10 protein-coding genes and 1 tRNA gene are annotated in these 13,338 nt (G+C 65.4%); 4 read left to right on the plus strand and 7 right to left on the minus strand.

All coding sequences use genetic code 11. The features are described 5' to 3' along the window. Nucleotides 1–167 precede the first annotated feature (167 nt). From CGK74_RS00005 to CGK74_RS00020, 4 genes are all read right to left on the minus strand, one after another. Entirely contained in the window at nucleotides 168–659 is a 492-nt protein-coding gene (locus CGK74_RS00005; protein ID WP_094266280.1) for a hypothetical protein, read from the minus strand. 101 nt (nucleotides 660–760) lie between these two features. Then, nucleotides 761–2,005, minus strand: a complete 1,245-nt coding sequence (locus tag CGK74_RS00010; RefSeq protein ID WP_094266282.1) for a tyrosine-type recombinase/integrase — start codon at nucleotides 2,003–2,005, stop codon at nucleotides 761–763. Between the two features lie 188 nt (nucleotides 2,006–2,193). Next, nucleotides 2,194–2,268 (minus strand) — tRNA-Arg (locus CGK74_RS00015). A gap of 17 nt (nucleotides 2,269–2,285) precedes the next feature. Continuing rightward, nucleotides 2,286–4,424 (minus strand): site-specific recombinase, encoded by a 2,139-nt coding sequence (locus CGK74_RS00020; protein WP_094266284.1) that lies wholly within the window; start codon nucleotides 4,422–4,424, stop codon nucleotides 2,286–2,288. Between the two features lie 141 nt (nucleotides 4,425–4,565). Between CGK74_RS00020 and CGK74_RS00025 the strand changes: the two genes are divergently transcribed. Beyond that, the gene (locus CGK74_RS00025; protein WP_094266286.1) at nucleotides 4,566–6,485 is read left to right on the plus strand and encodes an ATP-binding cassette domain-containing protein; all 1,920 of its coding nucleotides are present in this window, start codon (nucleotides 4,566–4,568) and stop codon (nucleotides 6,483–6,485) included. 6 nt (nucleotides 6,486–6,491) lie between these two features. Here the strand turns inward: CGK74_RS00025 and CGK74_RS00030 are convergent, their stop codons facing one another. The 3 genes from CGK74_RS00030 to CGK74_RS00040 form a co-directional block, all read right to left on the minus strand. Then, a complete protein-coding gene (locus CGK74_RS00030; RefSeq protein ID WP_094266288.1) occupies nucleotides 6,492–7,394 on the minus strand; it encodes a hypothetical protein in 903 nt (300 codons plus the stop codon). Nucleotides 7,395–7,422: 28 nt separating this feature from the next. Next, a complete protein-coding gene (locus CGK74_RS00035) occupies nucleotides 7,423–7,998 on the minus strand; it encodes a LemA family protein (protein WP_094266290.1) in 576 nt (191 codons plus the stop codon). A 92-nt stretch (nucleotides 7,999–8,090) separates the two neighbouring features. After that, a complete protein-coding gene (locus tag CGK74_RS00040; protein WP_094266292.1) occupies nucleotides 8,091–8,954 on the minus strand; it encodes an HDOD domain-containing protein in 864 nt (287 codons plus the stop codon). Between the two features lie 164 nt (nucleotides 8,955–9,118). On the opposite strand from CGK74_RS00040, the gene CGK74_RS00045 reads away from it, so the two are divergent. The 3 genes from CGK74_RS00045 (at nucleotide 9,119) to CGK74_RS00055 (ending at nucleotide 13,316) form a co-directional block, all read left to right on the plus strand. After that, on the plus strand, nucleotides 9,119–10,114 hold the full coding sequence (locus CGK74_RS00045) for an oxidoreductase (protein WP_094266420.1): 996 nt from the start codon (nucleotides 9,119–9,121) through the stop codon (nucleotides 10,112–10,114). Nucleotides 10,115–10,126: 12 nt separating this feature from the next. Next, nucleotides 10,127–11,326, plus strand: coding sequence for a GGDEF domain-containing response regulator (locus CGK74_RS00050; RefSeq protein WP_094266294.1), 1,200 nt, complete (start codon nucleotides 10,127–10,129; stop codon nucleotides 11,324–11,326). A gap of 97 nt (nucleotides 11,327–11,423) precedes the next feature. Further along, nucleotides 11,424–13,316 carry a propionate--CoA ligase gene (locus CGK74_RS00055; RefSeq protein WP_094266296.1) on the plus strand — a complete coding sequence of 631 codons (1,893 nt, stop codon included), beginning with the start codon at nucleotides 11,424–11,426 and terminating at the stop codon, nucleotides 13,314–13,316. The last annotated feature ends 22 nt before the right edge of the window (nucleotides 13,317–13,338 follow it).

Below are 13,338 nucleotides of genomic sequence, written 5' to 3' on the forward strand. Positions count from 1 at the left end.
ATGTTTGTTGAGAAGTCAATTTCCACTGGAAACGGCATAGAGCCCTTGATACTGGCGCCGTGTGTTTTCAGCGCGGCTGCGGATGTGCTGGTGTTCATGGTTCGTCCCTATTTGGTGCGGCTTGGGACGAACTTTGAAGAACGGCTATCGGGGTGCCTACGGGGAAATTACCCGGTGTTTTCCCCGGCCACCTTTCGTTTATTTCTTTCCTTTTGTGCTCGCTCGTACTCTCGCCGGATGGTATCGGGAGCCTTGCAGTACTTTTCAGCCACCTCCTTGTAAGCCGCGCTGGCGGTCATGCCTTCCCGAATGCGCTGAGTTACCGCCCATGATCTGTGGAAGGCTTCCTGCTTGCTGATCTTCTTTCGGCCGGGCTTTTCTGGATTGCACAGGCGTTTGACTATGGCTTCATTGGCAGCCGCCTTCGCAATTTCCGAAAGCACGGCGTCAGCAAAAGCCGCGTTTGCCGACGCGGGCAACAAGCCATCTTTCAGTAAGAGCGAGGCAATTACCAGATCAAAGTCCTTTTGAAGCTCTATTTCATTCTTGTCCTGAATTGACCACTTTTGTACCAACTCTTCGGCATACAGAAGCCAGTCGTCAAGCCTGTCAGCCACATAGGCAAACCTCCAAATTGCATGCTCTGGTGAGAACATCATGCTTCCCTTTGCGCTTGCCCTTGAAAGCTGGTGCCGCACCTGCCGGGCAAGGGACCCCGGTTTTCCTAACGTCGGAGTAGGCGCGGCAAATCTCAACCGTCCTAACCGTTCGCACCGTTGCGGAACGGGATGATCTTCGCGCCTGTCTGCAGCGCGTCTAGGTGGTCCGCCCACGCCTGCATCATCGCGCGGCGCTCGGCCATGAACTGCGCATGGTGGCTGTAGGCCGCGAATACTTGTTTCCGCTCGCGGTGGGCGAGCTGGCGGTCGATCACGTCAGGTCGATAGCCCAACTCTAGGAGCGCGCCGGTTGCTGTGGCTCGGAAGCCGTGCCCGGTCACCTGACCGGCCTGATAGCCCATCGCACGCAAGGCGCTGTTGATCGTGTTCTCGCTGATCGGCCGGCCTTGGCCGTTGCGGTTCGGAAAGAGCAGGTCGCTTCCGGCTGTGTGGTCTTGCAGCTCCCTTAGTGCTGCCACCGCTTGGCAGGAAAGCGGCACGACGTGTTCCTCGCGCATCTTCATGCCGGTCAGCCCGCGGCTACGATCACGCTCGGCGGGGACCGTCCAGGTTCCGGCTTCGAGGTCGAATTCATGCCACTGCGCACACCGCAGTTCACCAGGGCGAACGAAGGTCAGCGTCAGGAGCTGAATCGCGAGCTTGATCGGCTTCGAGATGCGTACCGCGTCCAGGCGGATGAAGAACTCGCGCAGCTCACTTGCGCGCAGTGCTGGCCTGTGTTCGCCTTGATGCGGCTTCACTGCCTTGTGAAGGCCCTCGGCCGGATTGCTCTTTGCGAGCCCGTTCGCAATCGCGTGGATGTAGATCTCGCCGATCCGCGCGCGGACTCGTTTGAGCATGTCGGTTGCGCCCTTCGCCTCGATCTTGCGCAGCAGCTCAAGCACGTCGACCGGCTGCACGGAGGTGATCGGCGTGCTTCCGATGTGCGGGAAAACGTGGTTCTCAAGCGCCCGGATGGCGGCGTGCGCTGTGCCCTCGGTGCGGCTCGTCTTCCACGAGGCCCACCAGGATCGGGCAACGGCCTCGAATGAGTTCTCGGCGGCGAGCCGGGCGGCGCGCTTTGCGTCCTTCTTGGTAGCTGCCGGATCTACGCCCGAGGCAAGTTGCTCGCGCGCGGCCGCCAGCGCCTTCCGTGCTGCAGCAAGGCTGACGGCTGGATAAGCGCCGATCGCTAGTGTCTTCCGCTTGCCAGCGAAGCGGTAGTCGTACCGCCAGAGCTTGGAGCCTGTGGGCTGCAGCAGCAGGAAGAGCCCGTCGCCATCGGTCATCTTGATGGGCTTGTCGGCGGGCTTGGCTTGGCGGATTGCAGTGTCGGTCAGCGGCATGTCGATCTCCGGCTGACGGTATTTTTTGTGACGGTATCGAACTGCTGCTGTGTGTACCGTCGAAAATACCGTCGCTGTGACGGTATTGACATGGTGCCACTTGGGGCTGATTGAGACAACAAAAAACCCGAAAGGCCAGTAACGATGCGGGTTTCTGGTGTGAGGCGATGCTGCTTGATGCTTTGTGGTGGTCCCGTCACCAGGAATCGAACCTGGATCTGGCGCTTAGGAGGCGCCCGTTCTATCCATTGAACTATGACGAGACTGCAGGCCGCGCATTCTAGCTGTTCGGCGGCGGCTCACCAATAGGCGGGGTGGTGCCCGGTGCTGTGCTGGGGGCCGGCTTGGGGCTGGCGTTGAGTGCGGCGCGGGTTTCGGTGAGCGGCGCCTCCCTGCCGGTCTCGGTGTGTGGTGCAGCAGGCGCCGGGTTGCGCAGCGGAGGCAGCAGGAAGTCCTGCGGTCGGCGCAGCAGGCGCTGCAGCAGCAGGCGGCCCAGATTCTGACCTTGGGCAAAGCTGATGCGACGCGCGCGCATCGCCACCGACAGCGTCAGCGAAAAGCTGACCGCGAGGTTGACCAGGCCGATCAGCAGCACGCCGCCAAGCGCAAGCGTCGCCGCCTGCCACGGCAGCGAGAAATCGAGCGCGGTCGCCGCGTAACCCACATAGGCGGACGAGAAGGCGATGTGGCGGATGTCCAGCGGCAGGCCGAACAGCACGCCCAGCGCGGTGGCACCGCCGAGCAGGAAGCCGAAGAAGAAGTTACCGGCGAGCGCACCGAGATTGTTCTCGACATAGGTCGCGATGCGCCGCATGCGCGCTTCGCCCAGCAAGCGGCGCGGCCAGCGCAACTGCAGCAGGCGCTCGGGGATGCGGTTGTAGGCCGACAGATTGTCGTAGTAGCCGGCGATCAGCCCGGACAGGAACAGGCACACGCCCGCCACTGCGGCGAAGAACAGCGCCCCACTGCGCGGGTCGACCTCGCCGAGCAGGTGATGCGCCTTTTCCGGCGTGACGAAATGGGCTCCGGTGGTGCTCTGGATCGCCAGACCGATCAGGATGGCCATGGGGATCGCGACGCCGATGTTGCCGAGGATGGCTGCAAGCTGGCTGCGCACCGTGCGGGCGATGAGATCGGCCAGCGCTTCAAGGTCGCGGGAGTGGCCGCGCGCCTCGCCGATCGAGGCGGCGATCGCGTTCGCCGTCATCGCAGGCTGTTTGGTAGCGACCGTGCCGCCCAGCATGTGGATCAGTACGAAGCCGAGGCCATAGTTGAGGCAGAAAGCCAGCATCTCGTTCAGCGGTGCCAGGCCCTGGTTGCCCAGCACGACCTTAATGCCCGCCATGAAGGCGATGATGAGTCCGCCCAGCATGGCTGAGCCGAGGATGCCGAAGTATTCGCTGCGCGTGCTGGTGATGTACTTCTCACCGGTCTTGCTCGCGCTTTCCGTCATGCGCAAGGACAGGATCTCGACGTTCTTGCCCCAGTAGTCGGTCAGATGGTTCTTGCGGCATTCCGCGCGTACCAGGGTCTTGAACAGGCGAACGATGCGCGGTGCGAGGTCCTGCACGACACGGCGTTCCCGCAACTCCTTCAGCATCGACACCAGTTCGTCGATGCGGTCCAGGTGCTGGCGCAGGCGCTCGAGCTTGAAGGTGAGGGTGAGACTGGTGCCGATCTTGGTCGCGCGCTTTCGCACCCGCTGCAGCACTTCGTCGCACTGGCCGAGCATCACGGTCAGATGGGCGTCGTCCGTCACCAGCGCACCGGGGGTGGTCCACCAGGCGCTGTAGTGCTCGATATAGGTCAGGAGCTCGGCGTTCTGCGCAAGGAAGGGCGACTCGTATTCCTCGAGGTTGGGGTCGATCCGCACCAGTTCGGGATCCAGCCCGATCGCCGACACGTGGTAGGAGAGCACGCGCAAGGCTTCGAGGATCTCCGCCAGGGCAGGCGGCAGGGGGCCGGCGTCGATTTCGGCCATGGGCATTTCCTCGCCGACCAGCGTGGCGAGGAAGTCCAGCCACACCTCGTCGGCGATGCCATTGACCCAGACCTCGTCGTCGGCGCGGTGAAACACGGCCGACACCACATCGCGCAGGTAGCTGGTGTCGAGCACGTCGGGCAGCAGGCGGCGCGAGATGCGGCTGGAGGTTTCGGAGAAGAATCCGGTCGAAGGCAGAAGCCCCGACGATACGTAGAGCGACACCTGCTTGCGTTCGGCGAACAGGCGCAGGAAGGATGCGCGCACGTCGGCGAGCAGATCGGTGCGGCGCGCGAGGATGTGCGTGAGGGTGCGCAGGTTCTCGGTGGCCTTGTCGATCTGGCTGGCGCGGCGTGGACGCAGGCGATTGACGAGGGCTGCCCACAGGGCGACCGGGTCTTCATCGGCATGCGCAAAGCGCTGAAGCGTGCTTTCCATCGATCATCGGCTCCTACAGGTTGCTGATCGCCGACATGACGACAATTGTGCGGTGCATTATCGGGTAATCCGCCCCGATTGGCAGTGGGCGGCTAAAATTCGGTTTCAATCATCACCGGCCGACCTGGCCACATTCTTCCCATGCCCCTGCTGTCCGTTGATAACGCCTGTCTCGCCTTCGGGCACGTCGATCTGCTGGACCACGTGGGGTTTCAGCTCGAACCGGGCGAGCGTGTCGCCCTGATCGGGCGCAACGGCTCGGGCAAGTCCAGCCTGCTGCGCGCGCTTGCGGGGCAGGCGGCGCTCGATGATGGCACGATCTGGCGCCAGTCGGGCATGGTGACCGCGTACGTACCGCAAGAGCCGGACTTCGATCTCGAGCGCGATGTCTTCGGCACGGTGGCTGACGGCCTGGGTGCTGCCGCGCAGTTGCTGGTCGACTACCATGCCGCGATGCTGGCGGTGGCGGAACAGGCCAGCCCCGAGGCCATGGCCCGGCTCGATGCGCTGCAGCACGCGGTCGAGGCGGCCGAAGGCTGGCGCCTGAATCAGCGCGTCGAGCAGATGCTGGCCCGGCTCGGACTCGATCCTGCCGCAAAGGTTTCGAGCCTGTCGGGCGGGGGCATCAAACGCGTGGCCCTTGCGCGTGCGCTGGTGGCCGAACCCGACCTGCTGCTGCTCGACGAACCCACCAACCACCTCGACCTGGACGGCATCCTGTGGCTCGAGAGCCTGATCCGCGAGTTTCGCGGGGCAGTCATCGTCATCACCCACGACCGCGTGTTTCTCGACAACGTCGCCACCCGCATCATCGAGCTCGATCGCGGCCATCTCGCCAGCTATCCGGGGCGTTTCTCGGACTACCAGCGGCGCAAGGCGGAGGAACTCGAGGCCGAGGAGAAGGCGTCGGCACGCTTCGACAAGTTTCTCGCGCAGGAGGAGGTGTGGATCCGCAAGGGCGTGGAGGCTCGCCGCACCCGTAACGAGGGGCGGGTGCGCCGGCTCGAGGCCCTGCGCCGCGAGCGGGCAGCGCGCCGCGACCGGCTTGGCAATGTCAGCCTCGCGGTCGACCGCGGCGAGAAGAGCGGCCAGATGGTGGCCGAGCTGACTCACGTCACCAAGCGCTATGGTGATCGCACGGTCGTGCGGGACTTCTCCACCCGCATCCTGCGTGGCGACCGCATCGGCTTCATCGGCCCCAATGGCGCGGGCAAGACCACGCTGCTCAAGCTCATCCTGGGCGAGATCGAGCCCGACGAAGGCTCGGTGCGGCGCGGCACGCGCCAGAGCGTGGCCTATTTCGACCAGCTTCGCGCCCAGCTCGATCCGGAGTTGCCGCTGACCGAAGTCATCAGCCCGGGCTCGGACTTCGTCGAGATCGGCGGCGAGAAGAAGCACGTCATCGGTTACCTCGGCGACTTCCTGTTCGCGCCGCAGCGTGCGCGCTCGCCCGTCAAGTCGCTCTCCGGCGGCGAGCGCAACCGCCTCCTCTTGGCGCGGCTGTTCGCGCGGCCGGCCAACGTGATGGTGCTGGACGAGCCCACCAACGACCTCGACATCGAGACCCTGGATCTGCTCGAGGAACTGCTGGCGGGCTACGACGGCACGCTGTTCCTCGTCAGCCATGACCGCGCCTTCCTCGACAACGTCGTTACCCAGGTGATCGCCGCGGAGGGTGACGGCGTCTGGGGCGAATATGCCGGCGGCTATGGCGACTGGCAGCGTGTGCAGGCTGCGCGGGCCGAGGAGGCCGCGGCGCGGGAGAGCGCCCGGCGCAGCCCGGCACCGGCCGACAAGCCGCGCTCCGTCGAGGCGAAGGCGGTTCGCCCTGCGAAGATGTCCTTCAACGACAAGCGCGAGCTCGAGGCCCTGCCGGACCGCATTGCCGCGCTGGAGGAAGAGCAGGGCGCGTTGCATGCACGCATGGCTGATCCCGCCCTCTACCAGCAGGCGCCGCAAGAGGTTGCTCAGGTCAAGGCGCGTCTGGAGGCGGTGGAGGCCGAGATCGAGGCGGCCATGCTGCGCTGGGAAGAACTGGAAGCGCGCGCCGCAGCGTCCTGAGCCGGATCAGATGATCCCCACCTGGCTGAACCACGCCAGGCCAGCGATGGCCGCGAGAAACAGCACGACGTGGAAGAGTGCGAGCCAGCGATAGCGGCGGGCGATGCGCTCGGGGTCGAAATCCGAGATCAGGTAGAGGCGGCCGTCGGTCGGCTGGCGAACGATATGGGCTTCGGGCGCAGCCATCGCCTCGTCGCGCCGACGCTCGACTTCGCGCCTCGCCTGCTGGCGGGCGAGTTCCCACTCCTGCAGGTCAAGTTCGCCATTGCCGTCGAGATCGAAGCGTTCGAGCAGGCGGGGGTGGTCCTTCTTCCAGCTTGCCAGCAGTTCGCGCACCTGCTCGCGAACGTTGAAGTCCGGGTCGATGCTGCCGAGGGTGGCGAAGTCGCCGAGCACGTAGACCGTGTCGTTGCCGATCAGGGCGTGCTGGGTGTAGCGGGTGTTACCGCGGGTGGTAACGTCGCAACGCCCCACCATCATCTCCGCGCCTTCGGGGTCGACGGCGCAACTGCCGCTGCCATCCTCCAGCAGGAAGGAGGTGTCGCTCTCGGCGGTGGAGACGCGATACCACTTGCCGTCGCTGCGCTTGCGCTCGGTCACGACGCGATACCACAGTACCGGCAGGCCGTTCACCGGCGACAGCAGTGGCGTGCCGCCCAGCGCGCGCGCACGGCCGCGCAACTCAACGTAGCCCTGCGCGGCAGAGGCAATGCGCGAGGAGGGTGTATCGTGGATCAGGCGGGCGTGGCGGATGGAGCGCATCCAGCCGAAGAAGCCCGTTGCCAGCAGAACGGCCAGCGCCGCGACGCTGCCCCATCCGGTGTCGGCATGGATTGCGACCGCAATTGCAGCGAACTGGACCAAGGGCAGGGCGGTTTCAAGCCGCCGCTGCCTGAGGCGAACCAGCATGCGTGTGGGGCCCTGACGATGGCGTCGATCAGGCGTTGAAGAGGGCCTTCAGGTCCACGTCGGCCTTCTCGGCCATTGCGAACTGCAGCAGGGCCTGCTCATCGAACCCGAACATGCGCGCGACGATGAGGTCGGGGAACTGGTCGATGCGCACGTTGTGCACATTGACCGCCTCGTTGTACCACTCGCGCCGGTCGGCGATGCCGTTTTCGAGTGCGGTGATCCGCGTCTGCAGTTGCATGAAGTGCTCGTTCGCCTTCAGCTCCGGATAGGCTTCGGCAACCGCGAAGATCTGCCCCAGCCCGGCGCGCAGCAGCCCCTCGGCCGCACCCAGCGCGGGCACGTCGTGTGCCTCGCGTGCCTGGGCGACGCGGGCGCGCGCCTCGGTGACCCGGGTCAGCGTCGCTTCTTCGAACTGCTTGTACTGGCGGCAGACCTCGACCAGCTTGGGCAACTCGTCGTGGCGTTGCTTGAGCAGCACGTCGATGTTGGCCCAGGCCTTGGCGACATTGTGCTTCAGGCTCACGAGGCCGTTGTAGACCAGCACGCCATAGGCCAGGGCCACGACGATCAGGCCCAGGATGATTGCAGCGGTGATGCTCATCGAATGCGCTCCGGATTTGACCGTGGCATGTTACACGGGCTCACGCTCGGCGACTGTTGCATGGCGCACGCTGGCGCGCATGCGGGATCGCTTCAGTCGGGCTCGGGGGGCGCCAGCAGCCGCGCGCGCGCTTCCTCGGGGGCGCCGAGCCGCGCGAGCAGGCTCTCGCGCGGCAGGCGCACCAATGCTTCAAGGTCGGCAAGGTCGTCGGGCAGGCCGGCATCGTCCCAGCCGCGGGCGAGATGCCGGGCCGTGCGCGTGGCGAGCATGACGGTGCGCACGCGCGGGTCGTCCTTGAGCGAGGGGTCGAGCAGCTGCACCAGCAGCGCGGGCAGGCGCCAGGCGCGAATGAGTTCGAGCTGGATCTCGGCGGCGGTGACGCCGAACACGCGGCGCTGCGCATCCGCCGAACGCAGCGTGCGGTCCGCGAGCTGCAGCGCATAGACCCGCTCGGTGAGCGCAGGCGCGAAGACCCAGCACACGATCTCGGTCGCCTCGTGCAGGGCGGCGGCGACGGTGATCTCCTGGACATCGAGATCGTGACGGGCGATCGCGAACTCACGCGCAAGGTCGGCGGCGCGCCGGGCGCGCGCGATGACACGCAGCACCTTCACCAGCGCTTGCGGCGAAGCCTTCAGCGCCTCCTCCACGGTGGGGAGCTGATCGAACAGGCGGAAGAACGGCTCCACGCCCAGCATCATCACGGCGCGCTCGATCGTCGTGATGTCGTGGTTCTGCGACTGGCGGCGATGGGTTTCGAGGTAGGTCAGCAGCCGCATCGTCATCAGAGGGTCGCTGAGCACGACGGCCGCGATCTGGCGACCCCCCACCCGGTCCATGTCGGCGCGCAGTGCGTCGAGTTCGCGGACGGTCCGTCGCAGCACCGGCAGCGGCTGATGCGAGAAGTAGGCGACATAGTCGCCGACGGTCGGCAGGGGCGATACCAGCTGGCTCATGTTCAGCGACCTGAGTGGGAGGGCTGCGACGATTATCGTCCAAATGCGCGCGAACTGAAGCGACCCCGAAGCGACACGACGGGGCGCGTCGGGTATATGGCTATAATCACGCTGAATCGCAGTACAAGCGAATGAATACGTCACGCCACGAGGAGATTGCCTGCATGAGTCCGTTCAAGGCCTACCTGATCGACCAGGACGAGAACAGGAAGGTCGTCAGCCGCATGGCGACCCTTGCCCCTGAGCAACTGGACGACGGCGAGGTCACGATCCGCGTGCACTACTCGAGCATCAACTACAAGGATGCGCTGGCTGCGACAGGGGCGGGCAAGATCATCCGGCGCTTCCCGTGCGTGGGTGGCATCGACCTGTCGGGCGAGGTGGTCGACAGCACGGATGCGCGCTTCAGGGTGGGCGACAAGGTCATCGCGACCAGCTTCGACATTGGCGTTGCGCATCATGGCGGTTATGCCGAGTACGCGCGCGTGCCCGCTGGCTGGGTGGTGCCGCTGCCCGCGGGGCTGGATCTGTTCGAGGCGATGGCGTTGGGCACGGCGGGCTTTACCGCCGCGCTGGGCGTGGTGCGGATGGAGGACAACGGCCTCGCGCCCGCCAACGGGCCGGTAATCGTCACCGGCGCGACGGGCGGCGTGGGCGGCTTGGCCATCGACATGCTGGCGCAGCTTGGCTACCACGTGGTCGCCCTGACCGGGAAGGCGTCCGAAGGCGACTATCTGCGCGAGCTGGGCGCAGCCGAGGTCAAGCTGCGCTCGGAGATCGACTTCGACAAGGTGCGCCCGCTCGAGGCCGCGCAGTGGGCGGGGGCGGTCGACAACGTCGGCGGCCAGATCCTGCACTGGGTACTGGCGACGATGCAGCAGGCCGGCACGGTCGCGAGCATTGGCAACGCTGCGAGCTTCAACATCAACACCACGGTGTTCCCCTTCATTCTGCGGGGGGTCAGCCTGCTCGGCATCGACTCGGGCTACATGGGTTTCCCCACCCGTCAGCGCGTGTGGGACCGTCTGGCCACCGACCTCAAGCCGCGCCACCTCGCGAAGGTCACGCGCACGATCGATTTCGATGCACTGCCGGGCGCTTTCGATGATTTCATCCAGGGACGCATCAAGGGCCGTACGGTCGTGCGGATTGGTGCCTGAGGTGCTCGGGAGATGTGGCCGGTGACGACTGCAGACGACAAGATGGCCCGCGTGCTCGTCGTGGACGACTCGCGCATGGTGCGCGCATCGATCATCAAGCATATCCGGGGGCGCTTCGACGCCCGCGAGGAGCCGGACGGCGAGGCCGGTTGGGAGGCGCTGCTGGTCGATCCGGCGATCGATCTCGTGGTTACGGACATCGGCATGCCGCGGCTGGACGGTTTCGGACTGCTGGAGCGCATCCGCGGCTCCAAGGTGGCACGGGTGCGCAACCTGCCTGTCGTCATCATCTCGGGCGACGAGGACGAGAACGCGCGGGAGCGGGCCCTGAAGCTGGGGGCCAACGGCTTCATCCCCAAGGGGGTAGGCACCGTCGAGCTTCTGGCGACGCTGGATTCCCTGGTTCGTCTGGCCAAGACGCAGAACGAGCTCGAGGAGAGCCGTGCGGCGCTTGCGCGGCAGAGTCCGCAGGACCCCGAGACGGGGCTCGTGACAGGCGGCTACCTCGAGCATCACGGCGAACAGGCGATGGCCGAATCGCGCCGCCGCGAGACCGAGATCGCCGCGCTCGTCATCGAACTGGATCAGTTCGACAAGCTGGTCGAGCGTTATGGCCTGCATGTGGTCGAGCTGATCGGTCGCAAGATCTCGAAGATCGTTACCGGGCGCATCCGCGCCGAAGACAGCCTGTCCAAGCATTCGCCGTCGCAGTTCGCGCTGCTGTCGCCAGGCATCGACATGACGTCGAGTTGCGCGTTCGCGTTGCGCCTGCGCGCCAGCCTGGAAAAGCTGGTCATGGCCTACCGCGAGGAGCGTATCCGCGTCACGGTCACCATCGGGGTGGCCAACTCCGCAGTCGACGGCAAGGGCAAGGTCAGCGAAATGCTCGCCGCTGCGCGCGCACGGGTGCAGCAGGGGCAGCGTCAAGGCGGCAACTGCGTCGTGTCTGACCGCGGCTTGGTCGATCAGGCAACGCTGTCGGGCAGCACGACGCGGCTGTGCAGCATCGATGCCGCCCTGCGCCACCTGCGCGCCGGTACCTCGAAGGAGGTGGAGGCGCGGTTGCCCGATATCGTCGGTACGCTGATGCCGCTGCTCGAGTTGATAGAATCACGCCTTCACTGCGGGTTGCCGCTGGAGCAACTCGAACAATACCAATATAAGCCGGAAACCGGCAGTGACGAGATGGACGGCACACAGACCACCATCTGAGTCGAAGTGGCTGCACGTGGCGCAGGCGCTTTCCCGGCGCGGCGTTGCGGGCGGCACGTCATTTGCAAGACAGGGAATCGAATAGGGAGAGGAAGCAATGACCGATTACCAGCAGTTTCACCGCCGCTCGATCGAGGATCGTGACGGATTCTGGGCCGAGCAGGCGCAGCTCGTGCACTGGAACAAGCCCGCCGACCAGATCTGCGACTTCTCGAAGCCGCCTTTCGTGAAGTGGTTCAAGGGCGGTGAGACCAACCTCTGCTTCAATGCAGTTGACCGCCACGCCGCCACGCGCCCCAACGACCGCGCGCTGGTGTACATCTCCACCGAGACCAACGAGGAGAAGGTCTATTCCTTTGCCGAACTGCAGCGCGAAGTCGAGCGCATGGCGGCAATCTACAAGGATCTCGGGGTCAAGCGCGGCGACCGCGTGCTGATCTACATGCCGATGATTGCCGAGGCCGCATTCGCGATGCTGGCCTGCGCGCGCATCGGCGCCATCCACTCGGTGGTGTTCGGCGGTTTTGCCGCCGGCTCGCTCGCCACGCGCATCGATGACGCCAAGCCCGTGCTGATGGTCAGCTCCGACGCGGGCATGCGCAACGGCAAGCCGGTGCCGTACAAGCACCTCGTGGACGAAGCCTGCAAGCTGGCCGAGTTTCCGCCCGCCAAGGTGCTGATCGTCGACCGCGGTCTGGACAAGGGCTTCCCGCGCGTCGAAGGCCGCGATGTCGATTACGCCGAGCTGCGCGCCAAGCACATGGACGCGAAGGTGCCGGTCGAGTGGCTGGAGTCGTCCGAGCCGAGCTACATCCTCTACACGTCCGGCACCACCGGCAAGCCCAAGGGCGTGCAGCGCGACACCGGCGGCTACACCGTGGCTCTGGCTGCGTCGATGAAACACATCTTCACCGGTGGCGAAGGCGAGACCATGTTCTCGACCTCGGATATCGGCTGGGTCGTCGGTCACAGCTACATCATCTACGGCCCGCTGATCGCCGGCATGGCCACGATCATGTACGAAGGCACGCCACTGCGCCCGGATGCCGGCATCTGGTGGCAGATCGTCGAGAAGTACAAGGTCAGCGTGATGTTCTCGGCGCCGACCGCGGTGCGCGTGCTGAAGAAGCAGGACCCCGCCTTCCTCAAGAAGTACGACCTGTCCTCGCTCAAGCACCTGTTCCTGGCTGGCGAGCCGCTCGACGAGACTTCGCACCAGTGGATCATGAGCGAGCTCGGTATCCCGGTCATCGACAACTACTGGCAGACCGAGACCGGCTGGCCGATGCTTGCCATCTGCCGTGGCGTCGAGGACAGCCCGATCAAGCTCGGCTCGCCTGCTTTCCCGGTCTACGGTTACGACCTGCGCATCTTCCGCGAGGATGGCACCGAGTGCGGCGCCAACGAGAAGGGCATCGTCGGCATCGTGCCGCCGCTGCCGCCGGGTTGCCTGTCGACCGTGTGGGGGCAGGACGAGCGCTTCGTCAGTACCTACTTCAGCCTGTTCACCGACCCGGTGGTGTATTCCTCGTCCGACTGGGGTATCAAGGACGAGAAGGGTTACCACACCATCCTCGGCCGCATGGATGACGTCATCAACGTCGCCGGTCACCGTCTCGGCACGCGCGAGATCGAGGAAGCGGTGCAGACCCATCCGGCGATCGCCGAAGTGGCGGTGGTCGGCGTGCACGACGAGCTGAAGGGTCAGATGCCGATGGCCTTCGCGGTGGTGAAGAACGCCACCGACGTCGACACGCCCGAGAAGCGTGCCGCGCTCGAGAAGGAAGTGATGAAGAAGGTCGACGAAAGCCTGGGGGCGATCGCCCGCCCGGCCCGCGTCCATTTCATCAACGGCCTGCCCAAGACGCGTTCGGGCAAGATGCTGCGCCGTTCCATCCAGGCGCTGGCCGAAGGCCGCGATGCCGGCGACCTGACCACGATCGACGATCCGAGCACGCTGGAGCAGATCAAGTCGGTGCTGAAGGGCTGATCGCAGGCGGGCGCCGGCTCTG

The organism is Thauera propionica, from assembly GCF_002245655.1.
Classification (GTDB): Bacteria; Pseudomonadota; Gammaproteobacteria; order Burkholderiales; family Rhodocyclaceae; genus Thauera; species Thauera propionica.